Origin of the sequence: uncultured Wocania sp. (assembly GCF_964021735.1) — a bacterium.
In the GTDB taxonomy this organism is placed as follows: Bacteria; Bacteroidota; Bacteroidia; order Flavobacteriales; family Flavobacteriaceae; genus Wocania_A.
The window spans coordinates 1-23,916 of sequence record NZ_CAXIBN010000028.1; the positions used below are offsets into that span (position 1 = coordinate 1).

Annotated in this window: 20 protein-coding genes and 1 pseudogene; 13 read left to right on the forward strand and 8 right to left on the reverse strand. The window is 31.0% G+C overall.

Annotated features, from left to right (window positions below; all coding sequences use genetic code 11):
* Window positions 1-80, reverse strand: a pseudogene (locus AADI82_RS04105) (30S ribosomal protein S6); the annotation flags it as partial.
* 210 nt (window positions 81-290) lie between these two features.
* Between AADI82_RS04105 and AADI82_RS04110 the strand changes: the two are divergent.
* The gene (locus AADI82_RS04110) at window positions 291-986 is read left to right on the forward strand and encodes a LytTR family DNA-binding domain-containing protein (protein ID WP_034040566.1); all 696 of its coding nucleotides are present in this window, start codon (window positions 291-293) and stop codon (window positions 984-986) included.
* Window positions 987-989: 3 nt separating this feature from the next.
* Here the strand turns inward: AADI82_RS04110 and priA are convergent, their stop codons facing one another.
* The 3 genes from priA to nadC form a co-directional block, all read right to left on the reverse strand.
* Window positions 990-3,440, reverse strand: a complete 2,451-nt coding sequence (gene priA / locus AADI82_RS04115; RefSeq protein WP_341215191.1) for a primosomal protein N' — start codon at window positions 3,438-3,440, stop codon at window positions 990-992.
* A 3-nt stretch (window positions 3,441-3,443) separates the two neighbouring features.
* Complete coding sequence (locus AADI82_RS04120) at window positions 3,444-4,385, reverse strand: YihY/virulence factor BrkB family protein (RefSeq protein ID WP_341215192.1); 942 nt, start codon at window positions 4,383-4,385, stop codon at window positions 3,444-3,446.
* Window positions 4,386-4,454: 69 nt separating this feature from the next.
* Window positions 4,455-5,315, reverse strand: a complete 861-nt coding sequence (gene nadC, locus AADI82_RS04125) for a carboxylating nicotinate-nucleotide diphosphorylase (protein ID WP_341215193.1) — start codon at window positions 5,313-5,315, stop codon at window positions 4,455-4,457.
* A 125-nt stretch (window positions 5,316-5,440) separates the two neighbouring features.
* On the opposite strand from nadC, the gene rlmH reads away from it, so the two are divergent.
* Complete coding sequence (gene rlmH, locus AADI82_RS04130) at window positions 5,441-5,914, forward strand: 23S rRNA (pseudouridine(1915)-N(3))-methyltransferase RlmH (protein WP_341215194.1); 474 nt, start codon at window positions 5,441-5,443, stop codon at window positions 5,912-5,914.
* Window positions 5,915-6,031: 117 nt separating this feature from the next.
* Here rlmH and AADI82_RS04135 read toward each other — a convergent pair whose 3' ends face one another.
* Both AADI82_RS04135 and AADI82_RS04140 read right to left on the reverse strand, forming a co-directional pair.
* Complete coding sequence (locus AADI82_RS04135) at window positions 6,032-6,331, reverse strand: HPF/RaiA family ribosome-associated protein (protein ID WP_341215195.1); 300 nt, start codon at window positions 6,329-6,331, stop codon at window positions 6,032-6,034.
* Between the two features lie 93 nt (window positions 6,332-6,424).
* On the reverse strand, window positions 6,425-8,068 hold the full coding sequence (locus AADI82_RS04140) for an AMP-binding protein (protein ID WP_341215196.1): 1,644 nt from the start codon (window positions 8,066-8,068) through the stop codon (window positions 6,425-6,427).
* Window positions 8,069-8,155: 87 nt separating this feature from the next.
* Here AADI82_RS04140 and AADI82_RS04145 point away from each other — a divergent pair, with 87 nt between their 5' ends.
* From AADI82_RS04145 to AADI82_RS04195, 11 genes are all read left to right on the forward strand, one after another.
* Window positions 8,156-8,728 carry a non-canonical purine NTP diphosphatase gene (locus AADI82_RS04145; protein ID WP_341215197.1) on the forward strand — a complete coding sequence of 191 codons (573 nt, stop codon included), beginning with the start codon at window positions 8,156-8,158 and terminating at the stop codon, window positions 8,726-8,728.
* 64 nt (window positions 8,729-8,792) lie between these two features.
* Window positions 8,793-11,006 carry a RelA/SpoT family protein gene (locus tag AADI82_RS04150; protein ID WP_341215198.1) on the forward strand — a complete coding sequence of 738 codons (2,214 nt, stop codon included), beginning with the start codon at window positions 8,793-8,795 and terminating at the stop codon, window positions 11,004-11,006.
* A gap of 191 nt (window positions 11,007-11,197) precedes the next feature.
* On the forward strand, window positions 11,198-11,650 hold the full coding sequence (locus AADI82_RS04155) for a transcriptional repressor (protein WP_034040583.1): 453 nt from the start codon (window positions 11,198-11,200) through the stop codon (window positions 11,648-11,650).
* A gap of 12 nt (window positions 11,651-11,662) precedes the next feature.
* Entirely contained in the window at window positions 11,663-12,949 is a 1,287-nt protein-coding gene (locus AADI82_RS04160) for an adenylosuccinate synthase (RefSeq protein ID WP_341215199.1), read from the forward strand.
* 142 nt (window positions 12,950-13,091) lie between these two features.
* Window positions 13,092-14,915 (forward strand): OstA-like protein, encoded by a 1,824-nt coding sequence (locus AADI82_RS04165; protein ID WP_341215200.1) that lies wholly within the window; start codon window positions 13,092-13,094, stop codon window positions 14,913-14,915.
* Window positions 14,916-16,103, forward strand: coding sequence for an aspartate aminotransferase family protein (locus AADI82_RS04170; protein ID WP_341215201.1), 1,188 nt, complete (start codon window positions 14,916-14,918; stop codon window positions 16,101-16,103). It abuts the gene before it with no gap.
* Window positions 16,104-16,255: 152 nt separating this feature from the next.
* On the forward strand, window positions 16,256-17,644 hold the full coding sequence (locus tag AADI82_RS04175; RefSeq protein WP_341215202.1) for a tetratricopeptide repeat protein: 1,389 nt from the start codon (window positions 16,256-16,258) through the stop codon (window positions 17,642-17,644).
* A 53-nt stretch (window positions 17,645-17,697) separates the two neighbouring features.
* On the forward strand, window positions 17,698-18,618 hold the full coding sequence (locus AADI82_RS04180; protein WP_341215203.1) for a DUF368 domain-containing protein: 921 nt from the start codon (window positions 17,698-17,700) through the stop codon (window positions 18,616-18,618).
* On the forward strand, window positions 18,618-19,634 hold the full coding sequence (locus AADI82_RS04185) for a DUF368 domain-containing protein (protein ID WP_341215204.1): 1,017 nt from the start codon (window positions 18,618-18,620) through the stop codon (window positions 19,632-19,634). Before AADI82_RS04180 ends, AADI82_RS04185 begins: the two co-directional genes overlap by 1 nt.
* Window positions 19,631-20,368: a shikimate dehydrogenase gene (locus tag AADI82_RS04190; RefSeq protein ID WP_341215205.1), complete on the forward strand. Its 738-nt coding sequence runs from the start codon at window positions 19,631-19,633 to the stop codon at window positions 20,366-20,368. Before AADI82_RS04185 ends, AADI82_RS04190 begins: the two co-directional genes overlap by 4 nt.
* Before the next feature lie 108 nt (window positions 20,369-20,476).
* Complete coding sequence (locus AADI82_RS04195; RefSeq protein WP_341215206.1) at window positions 20,477-22,495, forward strand: DUF349 domain-containing protein; 2,019 nt, start codon at window positions 20,477-20,479, stop codon at window positions 22,493-22,495.
* Between the two features lie 132 nt (window positions 22,496-22,627).
* Here AADI82_RS04195 and AADI82_RS04200 read toward each other — a convergent pair whose 3' ends face one another.
* Entirely contained in the window at window positions 22,628-22,819 is a 192-nt protein-coding gene (locus AADI82_RS04200; RefSeq protein ID WP_341215207.1) for a hypothetical protein, read from the reverse strand.
* A gap of 380 nt (window positions 22,820-23,199) precedes the next feature.
* On the reverse strand, window positions 23,200-23,916 hold a 717-nt coding region (mazG, locus tag AADI82_RS04205; protein ID WP_341215208.1), incomplete at its 5' end, for a nucleoside triphosphate pyrophosphohydrolase.

Genomic DNA, 23,916 nt, shown 5'->3' on the forward strand with positions numbered 1-23,916 from the left:
TCGTATTTCTTTACTGTTTCCTTTATCTGATCTTCAGATAAAACGGGATTTAAGATGAAAACAGTTTCATAATGATTCATAAAAATCGTTTTTATTGTTAAAAATTGGCTGCAAAAATAAATAATTTCCTTATATTACACAACTATAAGTCTTCCTATTTTTTTAGCAAAAAGCATTATTTTTAAAATGTTAAAATTATGTTAAAAACAACACTTTACCGATGATTTTTGGTTTTTAGCCGAATTTTTTGTACTATTGTCGATATCTTAACCGAAATAATATAAAATGTTATGACTTTAAACTGTGTAGTAGTAGACGATTCAGCAATACAACGTCTCTCTATAGTTAAGTTAGTAGAGAATCACCCCTCTCTAAACTTAATTGCAGAGTATAGTAGTGCTTTAGAAACTAAAAATGGTTTAAATACGCATCAAGTAGACTTAATTTTCCTTGACATTGAAATGCCAGTGTTAAATGGATTTGAACTTTTAGACGTATTAAACAACAAACCTCAAATTATTTTTGTAACCGGTAAAACCGAATATGCTTTTAAAGCATTTAATTACGATGCTACCGATTATTTACACAAACCAATTACCAGAGAACGCTTTAACACCTCTGTTGATAAAGCCCTAGAGCAACACAAATTGACTTTAGACTTTAACGAAGAAGAAGGTGAACACATTTTTGTAAAGAGTAACCTTAAAAAACGTAAAGTTTATATTAAGGATATTAAATGGATTGAAGCTCTTGGTGATTACGTAAAACTAGTTACAGAAGAAACAAGCTTAGTAGTGTTATCTACTATGAAATCTTTTGAAAAAGAATTACCGGAAAATAAATTTTTAAGAATTCACAAATCTTATATTGTTAATCTTGATAAAATAGATAGATTTAACAGTAAAAATGTTGAAGTTGGTGCTTACGAAATCCCTTTAAGTAGGAATAAAAAGACACAACTTGTAGACGCTTTAAATAATATTTAAAATTTAAAAGTTATCGACATTTAAAATTACTTTAACCGACCGAAAATCTTTTATACTCAAGAAGCTGTTATTTATTTTAATAATAGCTTCTTTTGTTTTTCCTAAACTTTGATGTTTGGGAATTTTTACCAGAATATTTTTATGAAATTGGTTTCTTATTCTAGCAATTGGTGGCGATTCTGGTCCTAAAATATGTTCTGTAAATACTTGTCTTAAAGATTTAGCTAACCAAATGGAAGCAGCATCTACCCTATTATAATCTTTATGTTTTAAAGTAATTTTAATTTGCTTATAAACTGGTGGGTATTTAAAATTATACCTATCGTTCATTTGCTCATTAAACATCTCCATATAATTATTTGTAGAGACTTGCTGCAATATATTATGATGCGGATTATAGGTTTGAATTAAAACCTTACCACGTTCGTCTGTTCGTCCTGCTCTACCAGATACCTGTAGCATCAATTGAAAACTACGTTCGTGCGCTCTAAAATCTGGAAAGTTTAACATATTATCGGCACTCATAATACCAACTAACTTAACGTTTCTAAAATCTAAACCTTTAGTAAGCATTTGTGTGCCTACTAAAATATCTATTTCTTGTTGCTCTAAAGCTGTAATTATTTTTTCGTAACCATATTTACCTCGTGTGGTATCTAAATCCATTCTGGCTACCTTATAATCTGGAAATATAAGCTTTACCTCTTCCTCAATTTGCTCAGTTCCAAACCCTTTATTATCTAAATCTTGACTACCGCACGCCATACAATCTTGTAACATGGCCATAACATAACCACAATAGTGGCAGCGTAATTGATTTCTGTATTGGTGATAGGTTAAACTCACATCGCAGTTTGGGCATTGCGGTGAATGTCCACAGGTTTTACACTCTATAATAGGTGAAAACCCACGGCGATTTTGAAATAATATAATTTGATGCCCTGCTTTTAATGTTTCGGTCATTTCTTCAATCAATCGATCACTAAAATGCCCTTTCATCCGTTTCTTTTTAAGCTTATCCTTTATGTCTACCAATTCTATATCTGGCATTAATACATCATTAAAACGGTGCTTTAATTCAACAAAACCATATTTATTTTGTTTCGCATTAAAATAACTTTCTAAACTTGGGGTTGCCGAACCCAAAAGCACTTTTGCATGATGCATATTCCCTAAAACAACAGCCGTATCTCGAGCATGATAGCGTGGTGCAGGATCAAATTGCTTAAAAGATTGCTCGTGCTCTTCATCTACAACTATTAATCCCAAATTATCAAAGGGTAAAAAAATGGATGAGCGAGCCCCTAAAACGATTTTCGCTTTCGCAGATTTTTTCAATACGTTATTCCAAACCTCAACACGCTCGTGCGATGAATATTTAGAATGAAAAATAGCTACTTGCTCACCAAAATAATTTTGTAAACGCGTTACCAATTGTGTCGTTAAAGCTATTTCTGGCAATAAATACAGTACCTGCTTCTCGTTGTTTATTACCTCTTCTATTAACTTTACATACACTTCTGTTTTACCAGACGACGTAACACCATGTAATAATGTTACGTGGTGTTTTTTAAAAGTATCTTTTATTTCTTTTAAGGCTGTTTGTTGGTAATCATTTAGATTTTTAGTAGCTTCATTATCATCACCCGAATACTGAACTCTATCTGTTTGAATATGATACTCTTCAAGAATTCCTTTATCAATTAACGCTTTTATTATCGCTACAGAAGCATCACTTTCATCTGATAAATCTGAAACTTTTACAGGTTTTTTAGTTTTTGCTGAAACAGAAAATAGTGTCATTACCACATCCCGTTGTTTTGGAGCTCGACTTAAATTTTCTAATAATTTTTGTAGTGCATTTTCAGATGAAAAGTTTGCATGTAACTTTACATAACGCACCAATTTGGGTTTATACTTTTCGTAAACTTCTTCTTCAACAGTAATCGCTTCTTTTTCAATCAACCTTTTAATTACTGGCAATACATTCTTTTTATCAAGAATATTAGAAATATCATGTATTTTTAACGACGATTGATGCTGTAAAGCTTCGTAAACCAAAAACTCATCATCTTTTAAAATAGATTCATCTATAGCTTTTTTGTGCTTAATAACTACCGTTTCACTTTCTAAAATAAAAGCACTTGGTAATGCCGCTCGCATCACATCGCCTAAAGTACACATGTAATATTTAGAAATCCATTGCCAAAGTTGTAATTGCTTTTCGTTTACTATGGGCGCATCGTCTAAAATTTGATGAATTTCTTTAGCCTCATAAGCTGCTGGTGCCTCATTATGAATTCTAAATACAATTCCTGTATATATTTTTGATTTTCCAAAAGGTACAGAAACGCGCATTCCAACACTTAAAAAATTAGCTTCAGAAAGTGTTATACTATAGGTGAATAGCTTTGGAAGCGGAATGGGAATTATTACATCAATGAAGTGCTGCATAAACTAACATCGTTTTCGTAGTTTATTCAAAGATGCATTTAATTCGTAACCTAACAATAGGATATTTGAGTTTAACCACAAATAGAATAGCAGAATTAATAATGCGCCAATAGAGCCGTAAAGTTTATTGTATTGTCCAAAGTTTTCAATGTAAAGTCCAAACAAATAAGACGAAATAATAATAAGTATGGTTGTAAATAGTGCTCCTACAGAAAAAAACTTAGAGTACCTTCCTTCTTTTGTTCCAAAATAATACAAAGTTGCTGTGGCAATATATACCATAACAACAAAAAACACATATTTTGCAATATCTAACCAAAATACGGTTTGAGATTCTACTTCGTAACCACGATTTCCAAGTGCATCAAATAAATTTCGCACAACATAAATTTGAAAATATCCTAAAACTATAATGGTAACAATTAACAAAAAAGCCAATATTAGCGCAATACCCAAAGCAAATAAATATTGTCTAAAAACATTACGTGTTAATTGCTCATGATACGAGTTTTGAAAACCAGAAAACACTGCATTTACACCGTTTGCCATTAATGCAATGGATAGCACAAAAACCGATGATAGTAAACCTCCACGTTGGGTTTGATCTATATTTTCAAAAATATTTTGAAAGAAAAAATCGGATGTATTTGGTGGTAAAAATGATTCTAAAAATGTTAGAAATTCTATTCTAAAATCATCAATTGGCACATAAGGGATTATTATTAAAATGAATAGTAAAAACGGAAAAATAGCAGTAAAAAAACTAAAAGCAATAGCACTTGCACGTGTTGTTAAAGCGCCTTTTACAATGCCAATTACATACATTTCCAGAAGATCGTAAATAGAAAGCCCTTCAAATCCTGGTAACTTAATTTGTTTGAAAAAGCGAACTAATATATTAATTACAGGAATTTTATCTAATTTATCTTCAATGGATTCGCTCACGTAATTATTATTTAATCTTTTATTGTAAAGTCGTTACCAATTAAAGTGTAAGTCTCTTTATAATGCTTACTATTTTATAGCTTTTAAACTTAAATCCATATTATGCACAGAGTGTGTTAAAGCACCACACGAAATATAATTTACACCACATTCGGCATAATACCTTACTGTAGCTTCATTTATATTTCCAGATGACTCTGTTAAGCATTTATTACCAATCATTTTCACAGCTTTTCTGGTGTCTTCGTAATCAAAATTATCAAGTAGTATTCTATAAATACCATCGTTTTTTAAAATTTCATCAACTTCGGTTAAGTTTCTAGCTTCAACCATAATATCTAAATTTTTACCCGTTTCGGTAAGATACTCTTTAGTCATTTCTATAGCTTTTGTTATACCTCCAGCAAAATCTATATGGTTATCTTTTAGCATAATCATATCATATAAAGCAAATCTATGATTTTCGCCACCTCCTAATTTTACTGCCCATTTTTCTAGAACTCTAATTCCTGGAGTTGTTTTACGTGTATCTAAAATTTTAGTGTTTGTCCCTTCTAATAAATCAACAAATGTTTTTGTTTTTGTTGCAATAGCACTCATACGCTGCATGGCGTTTAAAACAGTACGTTCTGCTTTTAAAATAGATTGCGAAGATCCTTCTACAAACATTACAATATCTCCATAAGTTACTTCAGATCCGTCTTCAATACGTACATCTAGCTTTAAATTCTTGTCGACGTAAGCAAATACTTTCTTCGCAAAATTAACACCGCCAATTATGCCCTTATCTTTTACTAAAAGTTTAGCCTTTCCTCTTGCATTATCGGGAATACATGCTAACGAGCTATGATCCCCATCACCAACATCTTCTCTTATGGCATTAGAAATAATATATTTTAATTCAGTGTCAAATTGTTCTTGTGTAATCATGTTTTAGAATAGTTTGTGCTAAAATAAGAAATTGATTTGCTAAATTAAATTTTACATTTACCAAATTTTTAAATTTTTCATGTTTAAATACATAATTCGTTAATAGTAAATATTAATTTTGCTACATGACCATAAAACTAATAGCAATAGGCAAAACAGATAACAAAGAGCTTCAATCGTTAATTAATGGTTATACAAAACGCTTAAGTTTTTACATTAATTTTTCTTTAGACATAATTCCAGACATTAAAAATTCAAAAAATCTTAGCGAAACCCAACAAAAACAAAAAGAAGGCGACCTTATTTTAGGAAAATTAAAAACTAATGATGTTTTAATTTTGTTAGATGAGAATGGCAAACAATATGATTCTGTCAGCTTTTCAAATTATTTACAAAAGCATATGAATTCTGGTATAAAACAACTTGTTTTTGCAATTGGTGGACCTTATGGATTTTCTGAAAATGTGTATAAAAAAGCAAATGGAAAAATATCACTATCTAAAATGACATTTTCCCATCAAATGATTCGCTTATTTGTTATTGAGCAACTTTATAGAGGCTTTACTATTTTAAAGAATGAACCTTATCATCATAAATAAAAGAGTATTTTAATTAACAATTCTACTCAGTCGTAAAAAAAGTCACAGTCGCTATTTTCAGTATTTATTCAATTTCAATAAATCTGCTTTTTCTTTACCTCCTTCTGTCAAAATTAATTAATGCGTTTTATAAACCTCCTTGCGCTTTTTAAGTTGACGTTCTAAATCGCTTATAGTTTCTCTAACTGATACCTCAAAATTATGCTCGTTTGAGGTTGCAAAAATTCTTGGTCCTGGTAAACTTAATTCAATGTTACAGATTTTGCCTAAATCATGTTGCTTTTCATCTTGCTTAAAATAAACCATTGCACTTATTAAAAAATCGTATCTGTCAAATAGTTTTTGTAATTTTTCTTCTGTGAAAACCGATAGTGTTTCGCTTACATCAACACCTACATACTGTATATTAACTGTCATAAATAATTTATTTTTTTTGTGTATTCAAATTTAAAAAAGTTTCATCTTTTCAAAGATGATTTTTATCATAATAAAATCATAAATATTATGCCTTTATTCAAAAATCACTTTGTCATTTGTTTCAAACCACGATGCATAAAACTGCTGATGTATTTTTTCAATACTATTACGTTTTACTTTCAATGATGGCGTAATCAAGTTATTATCAACCGTCCAGTCTTCCTTCATTATTACAATTTTTTCAACTTTTTCGTGTTTTTCTAGACTTGGGTTTATAGATTTTACCGTTTCAATTAATGAATTTGATAAGGTTTCTTTAGATTTTGCTCTACCTAGTTCAGATAAAGTAATTAAAGCAATAGGCTGAGGAATTCCAGTTCCAACCACACATATTTGCTCAATGTCTGTGTTTTTAGACAGTAGCATCTCTATTTGAGAAGGCGAAATATATTTGCCTTTATCTGTTTTAAATTCATCTTTAGCACGACCTGTAATGGTTAAATAACCATCATGATCGTACTCGCCTTTATCGCCTGTTTTAAAAAATCCAGCATCATCAAAAACACTTGCTGTAATTTCTGGTGATTTGTAATAGCCTTTCATTAAACAATTATTTTTTATTAAAATTTCGCCCTCTGGTGAAAACTTAACTTGTACGGTGTCTAAAGCTTTTCCAACGGTACCCATCTTATTTTCATTTGGTCTTGTGGCATGCGATATAATACAGTCTTCAGTCATTCCATAAACTTGAAAAATGGTAATATTAATTTTTTTAAACCATTTTATTAGATTTACAGATAAAGGTGCAGCACCAGAAACAATAAAGGAAGCATCTTTTAAACCTAATTTTTGTTTCAATTTGGCTTTTACTAAACCATTCACTAAAGGTATATTCAATAAAGCGTTTAATCTTTTTTGTGGAATGCTTTCTAATATTTTTTCTTGAAACTTAGCCCAAATTCTAGGTACTGCCATAAACAAGTGCGGTTGGCATTTTTCAAGATCTGATGCAAAAGTTTCTAAAGATTCTGCAAACGAAAATTCTGCACCAATAACGATGCCGTGAGTTCCAATACCAACGCGTTCGGCAACATGTGCTAAAGGTAAATAAGAAAAAAGCCGTGGTAATAGAGGTAGCTTAATTATAGACTTAATAACACGCATACTTTCCATAATATTACCAACGCTGTGCATTACACCTTTTGGTGTTCCAGTAGTTCCAGATGTATAAATAATGGTGTGCAATTGATTGGTATCAATGGTAGGTAATGTTTCTAATGGTTTTTGATGTTTAATAATATCTTCCCATAAATCGCCTTCATTTTCTCCAAAAACTCCAACACTAATTTTATGAATATTGGGAATTCCTGATTTTTGAGATTTAAAATCATCTAACTTTCCAATAATAATAGCCTTAGATTCACTGTGTTCTAAAATCTGATGAATTGATGAGGCACTTAAAGTGGGGTAAATAGGAATTGACACATAACCTGCCATCATAATAGCTAAATCTGAAAGCAACCAATGGGCGCAATTTTTAGACAATAAAGCAACATGGCTATGCTTAGGTAAATTATATGATTTTAATTTAGAAGCTATTTTACAAACTTCATCTTTTGCTTCCTTAAACGTGTAAGTAATAACCTTTCCATTAATAGGTTGTATTAAAAAAGTACGGTTTGGTGTTTTATTTTCCCAATCCATAAAAGCTTCGAGAGGAGAGTTGAATGTAGTCATATCGGTTTCGGCTAGATTTTAAAGATATAAAAAAGCTTTAAACTCAAATTAGTTTACTTTTGATTATTCATTTTTACATCAACATTTATGCAACTCGTTTTCGCAACCAACAACTCAAATAAACTAAAAGAAGTACAAGCTTTAATACCAGCACACATTAAACTTTTAAGCTTAAAAGATATTGGCTGTTTTGAAGATATTCCTGAAACCCAAAACACGATTGAAGGTAACGCCATCCAAAAAGCAGAATATGTAAAACAACATTATGGCTACGATTGTTTTGCAGACGATACAGGTTTAGAAGTTGATGTATTAAATGGCGAACCTGGAGTGTTTTCGGCACGTTATGCTGGTGAGCAACGAAATGCTAATGATAATATGAATAAGTTGCTTACTGAATTAAACAATAAAAAAAACCGAAATGCACAGTTTAAAACAGTAATTGCTTTACAACTAAATAACGAAAAATATACGTTTACTGGTATTTGCAAAGGAGAAATAACAACTACTAAACATGGTGAAAAAGGTTTTGGCTACGACCCAATTTTCAAACCTAAAGGCTATAATATTACATTTTCAGAAATGGATTTAAGCCTAAAAAACAGTATCGGACATCGTGGAAAAGCCATTTTTAAATTAATACAGTTTTTAAATTCTTAAAAAATAGTTGCAAAAAACTATATTTCGTGTTGGCTGTTAATTTTCTTTATGCTACTTTTAATTTATGACAGAGGAAGCCTTAGAAAAAGAAAATATTGCCATCACCAAAGCCTATAAAGAGTTATTAAAAGTAAGCTACCGGACACTCTCAAAAGACGATAAAAAATTAATACGAAGTGCTTTTGATGTTGCTATTGATGCACATAGCGACCAACGTAGAAAATCTGGTGAAGCCTATATTTTTCATCCAATTGCTGTAGCAAAAATAGTTGCTCAAGAAATTGGTTTAGATGCAACCTCAATTGCTGCGGCATTACTACATGATGTGGTTGAAGATAGCGAAGATTATTCTATATCAGATATTGAAGGTTTATTTGGAGAAACTGTTGCTAAAATTGTAAACGGACTCACAAAAATATCATCACTTAAAAAAGATATGGATGTGTCGTTGCAAGCAGAGAATTTTCGTAAAATGCTGCTTACACTAAATGATGATGTGCGTGTAATCATTATAAAAATTGCCGATAGACTTCATAATATGCAAACAATGGATTCTATGCGTGCCGACAAGCAAGTTAAAATAGCATCAGAAACCTTATATATTTACGCGCCTTTAGCACATAGAATCGGGTTGTATAATATTAAAACCGAGCTAGAAGATTTGGGCTTAAAATATACCGAACCTGAAGTTTATAACGATATTTTAAACAAAATTAAAGAAAGTAAAGAAGAGCAAGACAAATACATTGCAGCATTTAGTGAGGTTATAAAAAATTCTTTAGATAAAGAATTAATGGATTACACTATAAAAGGGCGACCAAAATCCATCTTCTCTATACGTAGAAAGATGCTGAATCAGGGTGTTTCATTTGATGAAGTTTACGATAAGTTTGCCGTTAGAATTATATATAAAAGTGATGAAGTCAATGAAAAATTTCTAGCTTGGAAAATATACTCCATTGTAACCGATCATTTTAGACCAAACCCTATTCGTCTTCGCGATTGGATTTCTTCTCCAAAAGGAACAGGTTACGAGGCGTTGCATATTACCGTAATGGGTCCAAAAGGACGTTGGGTAGAAGTACAAATACGTAGCGAGCGTATGAATGAAATTGCAGAAAAAGGTTATGCCGCCCATTATAAATATAAGCAAAATAGCGAAAAAGAAGATAGTTTAGAAACTTGGATTAACAAACTTCAAGAGGCTTTAGAAAACCCAGATACTAATGCCGTTGATTTTGTTGAACAATTCAAATTAAACTTATATTCAAAAGAAATATTTGTATTTACTCCAAATGGAGAGTTAAAATCTTTACCCAAAGGCGCAACCTCTTTAGATTTTGCTTTCAGTATACATACTGAAGTTGGTATGAAAACACGAGGCGCAAAAGTAAACGGAAAATTAGTGCCTTTAAGTCACGAATTACAAAGTGGCGACCAAGTAGATATTTTAACATCAGAATCGGCTAAACCCAATGCGAATTGGCTAGATTACGCCACTACAGCTAGAGCAAGAAGCAAAATAAAATCTGCTTTAAAAGAAGATAAAAAACAAATTGGAGAGGAAGGTAAAGAAATACTTAGGCGAAAACTAAAGCAGTTAAAAATAACACTTAATGAAGCATCTGTAAACGAATTAGTAAATTATTTTAAGTTAAAAACAAGTCTCGATTTGTTTTACAGAGTGGGTATTGGTACTATAGACAATTCGATGCTTAAAGATTATGCTTCCTCTAGAAGTAATGCTTTAATGAGTTTTATAAAAAATAAAATATCTAGAAAGCAAGCCATAAAAAAAGAAGATCTAGACAAAGATGAAGTTACCGCAAAATATGACTCATTAGTTTTTGGTAAAGAAGAAGAAAAACTAGATTATAAATTATCAAACTGCTGCAACCCTATTCCTGGCGATAACGTATTCGGCTTTTTAACTGTGAATGAAGGTATTAAAGTGCACAAAAAAAACTGTCCAAATGCAGTAAGCTTGCAATCTAACTATGCATACCGAATTATGGCTGCAAAATGGGTAGATTCTTCGCAACAGGAGTTTTTGGTTAAAATTGTGCTAACAGGAATAGACCACATAGGTTTAGTAAACGAAATTACCAACATTGTTTCAGAAAACATGCATGTAAATATGAAAAGTATTAGTTTTGAAAGTGACGACGGACTGTTTTCTGGCAAAATTAACGTGGTTGTAAAAAACAATACTATTATAAAAAAGTTATTAGAAAAGCTTAAAAAAATTAATGGTATAGATAAGGTGACTAGAGTATAAGAGATAGTTTTAAAAACTCATTAAATTATTTTTTTATGTTTCTTCCACACACTATTTCGTTAAAATTTTCAACCACATATTGCGATATACTTAAAAATTTTGCATCATATTGCATCAAAAATAATCTATGAAAATTCCAATCATTTATTTCTAAACAGTCTCTAAAAAAAGTGTAAATTTGCGATGAAATTATGAATGCAAAAGCAGATACAAAAAATCAAGATATAGTTAAAAGCGTATTTACTGGCTTTTTAGAAAACAACGGACATCGAAAAACTCCAGAACGCTACGCTATACTGCAAGAAATTTATAATAGCACCGAACACTTCGATATAGAATCTTTATATCTTAACATGAAAAACAAAAAGTATCGTGTTTCTCGTGCTACATTATACAACACCATCGAATTACTTTTAGAATGCGGGTTAGTTAGAAAACATCAGTTTGGACAAAACCAAGCACATTACGAAAAATCGTATTTCGATAGACAACACGACCATGTTATTTTAACAGACACTGGTGAAGTTATTGAGTTCTGTGACCCACGAATTCAATCCATAAAAAAAACCATCGAAGAAGTTTTCGATATCGAAATAAATAATCATTCACTTTATTTTTACGGAAATAGAAAATCAACCAAATAACTAATTTTTACAATGGCAGTAGATTTACTACTAGGATTACAATGGGGAGACGAAGGCAAAGGAAAAATTGTTGACGTGCTAACATCCAACTACAACATTATTGCACGTTTTCAGGGCGGTCCAAATGCTGGACACACTTTAGTTTTTAACGGAAGGAAACACGTTTTACACACCATCCCTTCTGGAATTTTTCATGATGATGCTACAAATTTAGTAGGAAACGGCGTGGTAATAGATCCTGTTATCTTTAAAAAAGAACTAGATAAATTAGAAGAACAAGGTGTTGATTACAGAAAATCTTTACTGATTTCTCGTAAAGCCCATATTATTTTACCAACTCATCGTTTATTAGATGCAGCTAGCGAAGCCTCAAAAGGTAAAGCTAAAATTGGTTCAACCCTTAAAGGCATTGGACCAACCTACATGGATAAAACAGGGCGTAACGGTATTCGTGTTGGCGATTTAGAGTTAAGCGATTGGAAAACTCGTTATAGAGCTTTAGCTGATAAGCATGAGTCTATGATTGCTTTTTACAATGTTGATGTACAATATGATTTAGCTGAATTAGAAAAAGAGTTTTTTGAAGCTGTAAAAGTTTTAAAATCATTAAAATTTATCGATTCTGAAGAATATATATATCAAGCACAAAAATCTGGACAAACTATTTTAGCCGAAGGTGCTCAAGGGTCGTTACTAGATATCGATTTCGGAACCTATCCGTTTGTAACATCTAGTAATACAACAGCAGCTGGGGCTTGTACAGGTTTAGGTGTATCACCAAACCAAATTGGTGATGTTTTCGGAATATTTAAAGCCTATACAACCCGCGTGGGTTCTGGCCCATTCCCAACCGAATTATTTGATGAAGATGGAGAAACTATGGCTAAAGTTGGTAACGAATTTGGTGCAACAACAGGTCGCCCAAGACGTTGTGGTTGGCTAGATTTAATTGCATTGAAATACGCTTGCCAAGTAAATGGTGTAACCCAATTAATGATGATGAAAGGCGATGTGCTTTCTGGTTTTAAAACCTTAAAAGTATGCACCGCTTATAAATATAAAGGTGAAGTTATTCATCATTTCCCTTACAATATTGAGCCAGAAAACGTTGAACCAATTTACACAGAATTTAGTGGTTGGGCTGAAGATTTAACTGAAATGTCTGAAACTTCTCAATTACCAAAAGCTTTAAACGAGTACATTGAGTTTTTAGAAAAAGAACTGGAAATTCCTATTACCATCGTATCTGTTGGTCCAGATAGGAAACAAACTATTTTTAGAGAGCAATTTGTTTCTTAGAAAGAGAAGCGCCTTTTTAATAGTGCTTCAAACAATTTAACAAATATTTATTAAACGCCTCAAAATATTTTGAGGCGTTTTTTGTTTCTATATATTGTTACCTCATTATTATCGTTATTTTTGCGACAAACAAATTTTTACTTTGAGACTATCTAATCTTTTTTACATACTACTTTTTATTGTTTTAGGGCAATCCCAATTTTGTCAAGCTCAAAAAAAAATCAAAATAGAGTATACTGGTTTTTTAACTTTTGATGAAGAAAAATATCCTGGTGCTAAAGTTTTAACACGAGACGATTCGCAGCAAGTACATATTATCCATGGGGGCATAAACATGTGGTGTAATCAAGCGATTCATTATGGTAATGAAGACTTTGTAGAAGCCTACGGAAACGTTATTGTAAAACAAGGCGACACCATAACAATGACATCTAAATATGTAGAATATAGCGGCAAAACACAATTAGCATTTGCTAGTGGTAATGTGATTTTAGAAAATCCCGATTCAAAAATCTCATCAGACACCTTATATTTTGATCGTATAAAACAACAAGCTTTTTATAGAAATGGTGGTAATGTAGCCATTGATTCATCTGGAACTATTACCAGTAAAATTGGACGTTACTACATGGATGCAAAAAAATATCAGTTTGTGGAAGACGTGGTTTTAACTAATGATAGTACCACAGTAAAATCAAACTATTTTGATTTTTATGACGAAACCAAACACGCTTATTTATTTGGACCTTCAACTATAACCACTCCTGAAAGTATAACCTATTGCGAAAAAGGCTTTTACGATACCGAAAATAAAATTGGATATGCCGTAAAAAAAGCCAAAATAGATTACGAAAATAGAACTGTAGAAGGCGATAGCCTGTACTTTGATAACAACACCAGTTTCGCATCGGCAACCAACAATATTACCGTAACCGATACTTTAAACAAAAGCATTGTAAAAGGACATTATGCAGAAGTTTTTAAAGAAAAAGATTCTATGTTTATCACAAAACGTGCATTAGCGATTACGGTACAACAAAAAGATTCTATTTATATTCACGCCGATACACTTATGGTTACAGGTAAGCCTGAAAAAAGAATAACTCGAGCATTTAGAAATGCACGCCTATTTAAAACAGATATGAGTGCCAAAGCAGACTCTATACACTCGAATCAAGAAACTGGTTTAACGCAACTTATAAACATCTCGAAATTTGATAGTAAAGATGCTTTTTCTGTAAAACGAAAGCCTATTCTTTGGAATATTAACAACCAAATGACAGGTGATACTATTCATTTAAAATCGAATCCTGAAACCGAAAAATTAGATTCGCTTATTGTATTTAACAATGCTTTTTTAATTAGTAAAGACACGATAGGTAATGGTTACAATCAAATAAATGGTAAAACGTTAATTGGTTTATTTAATGAAAATAATGAGCTACATGTTGTAGATATTTTAAAAAATGCACAATCTATTTACTATTTTAGAAATGATGAAAATGAATTAGTAGGCATTGATAAATCGAAATCTGGTAGTATTAAAATCTTTATAGAAGACAGAGATATTCAGGAGGTTAGAAAAATCAATCAAATAGATGGTGACATTTATCCAGAATCTAAATACCCTAAAAACGAAAAACTTTTAAAAGGGTTTGATTGGCGAGAAGATGAGCGCCCAAAAAGTGTTGAAGATTTATTTAAAGATGACCCTCCTTTAGTTTTGCCCATTATAAAAGGGTTAGAGGACTATGTTCCGCAAGAAGATTTTTTAGATGAAGATTTAATGGACCGTATTAAAAAAGCAGATAATGAAGCCAAACCAACCTTAAAAGGGAAACCCAAAGCTTCAAGGAATTTACCAAATCCAATTAAAAGTAAAAAGAAAATTGTAGCGCCTAAACTAACAGAAGCAGAAAAAAAGAAATTACCAAATCCAAATAATGCTTCAAAAGAGCAACAATAAATGGCATCCGATTTCTTTAAATATCAAGCGCAAACCTCCTCACATCCGCTAGCTATGGAAATTTCTCATGCTAACGGTTCATATATTTACGATACTAACAATAAAGCATATCTCGATTTTGTTGCAGGTGTTTCAGCTTGTACACTTGGTCATAATCACCCAAAAGTAGTAAATGCTATAAAATCGCAATTAGATAAATATATGCATGTTATGGTTTATGGTGAGTACATTCAAAAACCAGCAGTTGAACTCACAAAATTATTAGCAAAACAGCTTCCTTCTTCTTTAGAAAAAACCTATTTAACAAATTCTGGAACCGAAGCTATTGAAGGCGCATTAAAATTAGCTAAACGAGCCACAGGACGAAGCGAAATTATTGCTGCCAACAAAGCGTATCATGGTAACACCATGGGTTCAATGAGTGTGATGGGATTTGAAGAACGCAAGCAAGCATTTCGTCCATTGTTACCAAACGTTCGTTTTATTGATTTTAATAAAGACGCAGATTTAGAACACATCACAACAAAAACTGCGTGTGTAATTTTAGAAACTATCCAAGGTGGCGCAGGATTTATCGTTCCTTCAAATAATTACTTACAAAAAGTACAAAAGCGATGTAATGAAGTTGGTGCTTTACTTATTTTAGATGAGATTCAGCCTGGAATTGGCAGAACAGGTAAACTTTTTGGTTTTCAACATTACAACTGCATTCCAGATATTTTAGTTACAGGTAAAGGTTTAGGCGGTGGCATGCCTATTGGTGCATTTACGGCTTCCAGTAAATTGATGGATTTATTAAGCGATAACCCAAAACTAGGTCATATAACAACCTTTGGTGGTCACCCCGTTATTGCTGCTTCGGCTTTAGCGACTTTACAAGAAGTTACCGAAAGTAATTTAATGCAACAAGCTTTAGAAAAAGAACAACTTTTCAGAAAGCTTTTAGTGCATCCATTAATTAAAGACATTCGTGGTAAGGGATTAATGCTTGCTATTATAACACCTTCAGATACTATTACAAATGCATTAATTCTTAAGTGTCAAGATGCTGGTTTAATACTTTTTTGGTTGCTTTTTGAGTCTAAAGCTGTAAGAATTACACCCCCTCTTACCATTTCAAATGAAGAAATCACCAAGGGATGCAACATTATTATTGATATTTTGAATGTTTTACAACAAGACATTTAACCTTCAAGCCTTTGAAAATCAAAACAAAACAAAAACAAATCTATATTTATGGTACAACTGTTGATTACTTTGTTAAAAAGATTTAAGATATAAGTCTTTTAAATTAGAATAGAACCTTAATTTTATTAACGAAGTAACTTACAAATGTGCTTATGGAGTTTAGTCATAACGACAACAACAATTTGCCTCTTACAAAGTTTGAATCGATGTTAAAAACAAACCATGTTTTGTTCTTTGATTCAGAAGAATTTGAAAACATTATTCACCATTATCTTAATCAAGGCAAAATTGCTTTAGCAAAAAAAGCCATTAAATTAGGATTAGATCAGCACCCTACTTCTATTAATTTAAAGTTGTTTAAAGTAGAAATCTATGTTTTTGAAGATAAGCTACCTGATGCCGATGCCTTATTAAACGAGCTTTATAATTTAGATCCTTTTAACGAAGAAATTTATATTCAAAAAGCCAATGTTTTATCAAAAAAAGATGAGCATTTAAAAGCTATTGAGGTTTTAAAAAAGGCATTAGAACTTACTGATGATGTTGTAGATTTGTATTCTTTAATAGGAATGGAGTATCTCTTTTTAGATCAATTTGAAGATGCTAAAACTTATTTTATGAAGTGCTTAGAACAAGATTTAGATGACTACTCAGCACTTTATAACATTATTTATTGCTTTGAATTTCTTAATCAAAATGAAGATGCAATCTCATACTTAAACGTATTTTTAGATAAAAACCCTTACTGCGAAGTGGCATGGCATCAACTAGGAAAACAATATGTTATTTTAAAAAAATATAAAAAGGCATTAGCAGCTTACGATTTTGCTATTATTTCTGATGATACTTTTGTTGGTGCATATTTAGAACGCGGAAAAGTTCTTGAAAAATTAAAGCGTTACGAAGATGCTATTGAAAATTATAATATTTCACTTCAGCTAGACGAACCGACATCGTTTGCATTATTACGAATTGGCAATTGTTACGAAAAATTAAAAAATGATGATTTAGCGGTTCAATATTACTACAAAACTGTACATGAAGATCCGTTATTAGATAAAGGCTGGATAGCCATTACTAAGTTTTATAATAAAAAAAAGAATTACCAAAAGGCATTGTATTACATCAATAAAGCTATCAATATTGATACTGAGAACGTTGTTTATTGGAAACTGTATTCACAAATTAATCAAAGATTAAATTTATATGAAGAAGCAGAACGCGGATATAAAAAAACCTTAGAATTAGGTAATTATGAATTAAACACTTGGTTATCTCGTGGCGATTTACTAATTAAATTAGGAGAACCAGAAACTGCTGTTTATAATTTTGAACAGGCTATTGAATTTTATCCAGAAAATGCTGAATTAGAATATAGATTAGCTGGACTCTACTTTTCGTTAAACGAAAATGATAAAGGCACATTTTATTTAAAAAATGGCTTAAAGCACAATGAAGAATATAATTTTATTCTTGATGAACTTTTTCCTGAAGTTTCTAATAAAATCTTAGTAAAAAACTTACTAAAAACAAATCTTTAAACAAACGTTTCGCTAAAATGCATACCTTTGATTTACTTAAAAAATAACAAAGTATGCAAAGACGTTTTTCTGATTATTTAATCATTTCACTTAAAGGAGTTGCTATGGGTGCAGCCGATGCGGTTCCTGGAGTTTCTGGTGGTACTATTGCTTTTATTTCTGGTATTTACGAAGAATTAATTTCTAGTATAAGTAATATTAATATTTCATTATTTAAAACTCTTTTTTCCAAAGGTATAAAAGCCTTTTGGCGAGAAGCCAATGGAAATTTTATTACAGCTCTTTTATTGGGTATTGTAATAAGCTTTGTATCCTTTATGAGACTTGCAAAATATTTACTAGAATACCATCCAGTACTTATTTGGTCGTTCTTTTTTGGTTTAATTGTAGCGAGTATCTATTTTGTTGGCAAACAAATCACCAAGTGGAATATTGCCATAATAGTGTCCTTAATTATTGGTGCATGTATTGCTTTTTATATTACTACGCTGACTGCTCTATCAAACAATGATAATCCGTGGTTTTTATTTTTGGCAGGTACCATTGCTATTTGTGCTATGATACTTCCAGGCATTTCAGGCTCTTTCATTTTAATAATTCTTGGTGCTTATAAAACATTAAGTGATGCATTACATGATTTTGACATAAAAAAAATAATAATTTTTACAACTGGTGCTATAATAGGATTATTAAGCTTTAGTCGTGTTTTAAAATGGCTATTTAAACATTATCACAATATAACATTAGCATTGCTTACTGGGTTTATTTTTGGGTCTTTAAATAAAGTTTGGCCATGGAAAAAAACTTTAACATGGCATACCAATTCAAAAGGAATTAAAACACCCTTATTAGAAGAAAGTATTTCTCCTTTTTCTTTTGAAGGAGAAAGCCAAATCACAATGGCAATTATTTTAATGATTCTAGGTTTTTTAACTATTTTTATTCTTGAAAAACTAGGCTCAAAAAAACAATAATGCAAAGCACCAGAACTTTTACAGACAAACTATTTCTTATCCTTAAAGGATTAGGTATGGGAGCTGCAAACAAAGTTCCTGGAGTTTCTGGTGGAGTGGTAGCCTTTGTTGCTGGTTTTTACGAAGAGTTTATTTACTCGCTACAAAAAGTAAACAGTAAAGCTTTAAAACTTTTTATTAACGGTCGGTTTAAAAGTTTTTATCAGTATATAAACGGTCGGTTTTTAGGTTTACTTTTCTTTGGAATGGTAGTTAGCTATTTTAGTGTTTCAAAAATCTTAGATTATTTAATAAAACATTACGAGCTGTTTGTTTGGAGTGTTTTTTTTGGTATGATAATAGGTTCTATTTATTACATCTATAAAGATTTTAAAGATTGGAATTACAGAACATACCTATCATTATTCATTGGAATTGCAATAGGTTTAAGCATTAGTTTTTTAAATCCTGCTAAAGAAAATGATAATCTTTGGTTTGTTTTTTTCTGCGGGATAATTAGTGTTTCTGGTATGACACTTCCTGGGTTCTCTGGCTCGTTTATTCTTATTCTTTTAGGAAATTATGTATTGCTTTTAGTAGATTCTGTTAACGCATTATATGATACCGCTTCAGATGTTTTTAGCGGTAATTTTAATTTTATTGAAAACTCAGAGCGCCTTAGGAAATTAAAAGTTCTTGTTGTTTTTACTTTAGGTTCTGTAACAGGTTTAGTCACGTTTTCACATCTGCTAAGCTACATTTTAAAACATTACAAAAGCATTACACTTTCTGCCATTATTGGTTTTATAGTTGGATCTTTAGGTGTTGTTTGGCCCTGGAAAAAAACAATTTACCAAGTAAATAATAATGGTAATTTTATATTAGATTCTACTGGAGAAAAAATAATTGCTAATTACAAACGCTTTATGCCAGAGCTAAACTCAGAAACCTTTTATGCGGTTGCATTTATTATTTTAGGTATCACTATAGTTTTAGCACTTGAACTTTACGGCAAAAAAACTAGAAAAACCAAATGAACAAATTAGGCCTTTTAGGGAAAAACATATCCTATTCATTTTCAAAAGCATACTTTAAAAAAAAGTTTGAAGATGAAAATATTAACAATACAACCTATGAGAATTTTGATATTGATTCTATCAATTCTTTTCCTTCAATAATAAAAAATACAGAAGGCTTAAAAGGTTTAAATGTTACTATTCCGTATAAAGAACAAGTACTACCTTTTTTGGATAAAATAAACAAAAAAGCCAAAGCCATTGGAGCAGTAAACACTATAAAAATTACAAAAAAAGGAAATTTAGTTGGCTATAATACAGATTGTTATGGCTTCAAGAAATCCATAAAACCCTTCTTAAAATCGCATCATAAAAAAGCTTTAATTCTTGGTACAGGCGGCGCAAGTAAAGCAATTGCTTTTAGTTTAAAAGAGCTAAATATTGAACACAGTTATGTGTCAAGAACTGCTTCACAAGGTGTAGATTATACATACCATTCATTAACAGAAGATATTATAAAGCAGCATTTAGTTATTATAAACTGTACGCCATTGGGCACATTCCCAAATGTAAATGATTGTCCAAATTTACCATATAAATCTATTAGTAATACTCATATTTTATTTGATTTAATATATAACCCTGAAGAAACCAAATTTCTTAAATACGGAAAAACTAACGACGCTACCATAATTAACGGATTAGATATGCTAAAATTTCAAGCTGAAAAAGCGTGGTCGATTTGGAATTTGTAATAAAAAGTCTACCTAAAGTATTAAAAGCAGTGCTTCCCCTTTGTAAATACTAGAGTTGTTAGTATCTTTAAACTTTAAAGTATTAAACGAACCTAAACATTTTTTAAAATGTCTGAGATAGATAACCTGCAAAAAGCAGACGGAATAGAAGAAAATAAACAACCCATTAATAATGATGATGCTACTGAAAATAAATCATCAGAACTTAATGAAGAACCTGCTTTAGAGGCTACAAAAATAAATGACGATGAAGCTTCATCTCAAATTGTTGATGCTGTAAAAGAAGACGATTCTAAAGATAAAGAGGAAGAAAAAGGGTCTGATGAGAAAGCAGATGTTATTGATGAAATTGAAGAATCTAATGCTGAAGATGCAGAAGATGAAGGCAACAAAGAACGACATACTATTGAAGTAAAAGAATACGATAAAATGTCGTTAGAATCTTTAGCTATTGAGTTAGAAAAACTGATAAAAAATGAAAAGGTTCAAGCCATAAAATCTCATGTAAACGACATAAATAATGAGTTTAAAACCAAATTTCAAGCCTTATTAGACGAGAAAAAAACAGAGTTTTTAAATGATGGTGGCAACGAAATAGATTTTTATTACTCCTCGCCTATTCAAAAACGATTCAAAGAAACTTATAAAGAATACAGAAACAAACTAAACGATCATTACAAAAGTTTAGAGAAAAACTTGAAGCAAAACTTAGCCGATAAGCTCGAAATTATTGAAGAATTAAAAGGCTTACTAAATCTTGAAGAAAATATAAATACCACATATAAACACTTTAAAGAGCTACAAGAACGTTGGCGAAACACAGGTCCAATTCCTAGAGACAAATACAATAACGCTTGGAATTCTTACCATCATCACGTAGAAATGTTTTACGACTTTTTACATTTGAATAGAGATTTACGCGATTTAGACTTTAAACACAATTTAGATAAAAAATTAAAAATTATTGAGCGTGCTGAAGAGTTAGCACAAGATGATAATGTAATGCGTTCTTTTAGAGAGTTGCAAGAGCTTCATAAAATGTGGAAAGAAGAGCTTGGTCCTGTTGGAAGAGAACACAGAGAAGAAATATGGGAGCGTTTTAAAGCGGCAACAAAAATAATTAACGATAAACGACAAGATTACTATAAAGAAATAGACAAGATTTATGAAAAAAATCTTGAAAACAAACTTGAAATTATTGCCAAAATAGAGGCTGTTAATACTCAAGAAAGTGGTTCTCATAGCTCATGGCAAAAGAAAATAAAAGAAGTAGAAGCACTACGTAACGATTTCTTTAATGCCGGCAAAGTACCTATAAAAGTTAACGAAGCCACTTGGGCAAAATTTAAAGATGCTGTAAGAACGTTTAACAAAAAGAAAAATGCTTTTTATAAAGGTTTAAAAAAAGAACAATTTGATAATCTTCAAAAAAAACTTGAACTTATCAAAATTGCAGAAGACAACAAAGACAGTGAAGACGTTGAAGTAACTACAGCGTTAATGAAAAAAATCCAAAGCGATTGGAAAAAGATTGGTCATGTACCACGTAAAGACAGCGATAAAATATGGAAACAATTTAAAGCAGCCTGTAATCATTATTTTGACAAACTACATTCTAAAAGAAATGCTGCAAGTCAAGAACAAATTGATGCTTACAACAAAAAACAAGAGCTTTTAAATACATTGAAAAATTTAAGTTTAACTGGAGATAAAAATAAAGATTTATCAACCATAAAAACGCAAATTGATACTTGGAAAAGTATTGGTAGAGTACCAAACGATAAACGTTATATTGAAGGCAAGTTTAATAAATCGTTAGATAATTTGTTTTCTAATTTGAAAATGGAGAAGAATGAAATTGAAATGATTAAGTATGAAAACAAATTAGACAACTTAAGTAGTAATGATGACAACAATAAAAACCTTGATAATGAACGCGTTTTTATTAGAAAGAAAATAGATGAGGTTAAAGGTCAAATTAATCAATTAGAAAATAATTTGCAATTTTTCACTAATGTTGATGATGATAATCCGTTAGTAAAAGAAGTCCACAACAATATTAAAGCACATAAACAAGCTTTAAAACTATGGAAAACAAAACTAAGTAAAATTAAAGAGCTTTATTAAAAATTTTGTTGTCTCTTCAAAACAAAAAATCTCATAATAAATACATTATGAGATTTTTTGTTTTTTATATGTACTCAGTTTTGCAGCAACAATTACTAGTACTTCCACTTAAAATATTTCTGTTAAAAACAACTAAACAAATAGCATACAATCTTTACAGTCTTTTACCTCGCCGTAATACGTTTCGCGGTATTTATGAAGCGTTTTTATTGGTAAACCAAATAAATATTTTTTTATATAAGTTACCTTAGCAGTTAGTTCTCCCATTTTAACTGTATGTCGCTTTTCGTATGTTGTTTTTCTTTTTACTTGTAAAATTTTCATTTGTTTCTGTTTTTAAAATTGATTATCGTTCTAATCGTATTTCTATGTTTTAGTAATCATTAAATAATATTATAATGATTTTTTATCTGAAAAATTAGATATAGATAAATCTGAAAAATTTAATTATGCGTGATTGATTATCTACTTAAAATTTTATAAGCAGACAATAAAATTAAAACACTAAAGTGTTGTGTTGAGTGTTTTTAGAATTACAAAGCTGGAGGGATAAATTTATCCGATTGATTTCTAAAAACTAGAAAATTAAAGTTGAAGATTCTGTTATTTCGCTTTTCATGAATTCCTTTTCCCATATTGCAAATGTACGAAAATTAAGCTCAAACAGCAAATTAGCTGCGCTAAGATAAATACAAAACGAAGTTTTACAAACTTTTAGCTTCCTCCCAAAACACATCCATTTCGGCAAGAGTCATGTCTTTAAGAGGTTTGTTTAAACTTTTTGCTTTACTTTCTAAATACTGGAAACGTTTAGAGAATTTTTTATTGGTGCGCTCCAAAGCATTTTCTGGGTTTATGTTTAAAAAGCGAGCGTAGTTTACCATCGAGAATATAACGTCTCCGAATTCACTCTCCATATTGTCTTGATTACCCAATTGTACTTCCGCTTTAAACTCGTTTAGTTCCTCCTCTACTTTTTCCCAAACCTGTTCTGGCTTTTCCCAATCAAAACCAACGCCTGCTACTTTTTCTTGAATTCTGTTGGCTTTTACTAAAGCTGGTAAACTTTTTGGAACGCCTTCTAAAACACTGGTTTTGCCTTCTTTAAGTTTTAGGTTTTCCCAATTGCGTTTTACATCATCTTCGTTTTCTACTTTTACATCACTGTAGATGTGTGGGTGTCTACTTATTAGTTTTTCGCAAATGCTGTTACATACATCAGCGATATCAAAATCCTTGGTTTCGCTACCTATTTTAGCGTAAAAAACGATGTGTAATAATACGTCCCCTAACTCTTTTTTAACTTCTTCTAAATTTTTGTCTAAAATGGCATCTCCAAGTTCGTAAGTTTCTTCTATGGTTAAGTGGCGTAAGGTTTCCATAGTTTGCTTTTTATCCCACGGACATTGCTCGCGCAACTC

Coding starts and splice junctions, on each gene's coding strand:
- AADI82_RS04160 (WP_341215199.1), top strand. CDS start 11,663: ATGGCAGTAGATTTACTACTAGGATTACAATGGGGAGACGAAGGCAAA.
- AADI82_RS04145 (WP_341215197.1), top strand. CDS start 8,156: ATGCAACTCGTTTTCGCAACCAACAACTCAAATAAACTAAAAGAAGTA.
- AADI82_RS04150 (WP_341215198.1), top strand. CDS start 8,793: ATGACAGAGGAAGCCTTAGAAAAAGAAAATATTGCCATCACCAAAGCC.
- AADI82_RS04140 (WP_341215196.1), bottom strand. CDS start 8,068: ATGACTACATTCAACTCTCCTCTCGAAGCTTTTATGGATTGGGAAAAT.
- AADI82_RS04155 (WP_034040583.1), top strand. CDS start 11,198: ATGAATGCAAAAGCAGATACAAAAAATCAAGATATAGTTAAAAGCGTA.
- AADI82_RS04180 (WP_341215203.1), top strand. CDS start 17,698: ATGCAAAGACGTTTTTCTGATTATTTAATCATTTCACTTAAAGGAGTT.
- priA (WP_341215191.1), bottom strand. CDS start 3,440: ATGCAGCACTTCATTGATGTAATAATTCCCATTCCGCTTCCAAAGCTA.
- AADI82_RS04190 (WP_341215205.1), top strand. CDS start 19,631: ATGAACAAATTAGGCCTTTTAGGGAAAAACATATCCTATTCATTTTCA.
- AADI82_RS04200 (WP_341215207.1), bottom strand. CDS start 22,819: ATGAAAATTTTACAAGTAAAAAGAAAAACAACATACGAAAAGCGACAT.
- AADI82_RS04185 (WP_341215204.1), top strand. CDS start 18,618: ATGCAAAGCACCAGAACTTTTACAGACAAACTATTTCTTATCCTTAAA.
- nadC (WP_341215193.1), bottom strand. CDS start 5,315: ATGATTACACAAGAACAATTTGACACTGAATTAAAATATATTATTTCT.
- rlmH (WP_341215194.1), top strand. CDS start 5,441: ATGACCATAAAACTAATAGCAATAGGCAAAACAGATAACAAAGAGCTT.
- AADI82_RS04135 (WP_341215195.1), bottom strand. CDS start 6,331: ATGACAGTTAATATACAGTATGTAGGTGTTGATGTAAGCGAAACACTA.
- AADI82_RS04175 (WP_341215202.1), top strand. CDS start 16,256: ATGGAGTTTAGTCATAACGACAACAACAATTTGCCTCTTACAAAGTTT.
- AADI82_RS04170 (WP_341215201.1), top strand. CDS start 14,916: ATGGCATCCGATTTCTTTAAATATCAAGCGCAAACCTCCTCACATCCG.
- AADI82_RS04195 (WP_341215206.1), top strand. CDS start 20,477: ATGTCTGAGATAGATAACCTGCAAAAAGCAGACGGAATAGAAGAAAAT.
- AADI82_RS04110 (WP_034040566.1), top strand. CDS start 291: ATGACTTTAAACTGTGTAGTAGTAGACGATTCAGCAATACAACGTCTC.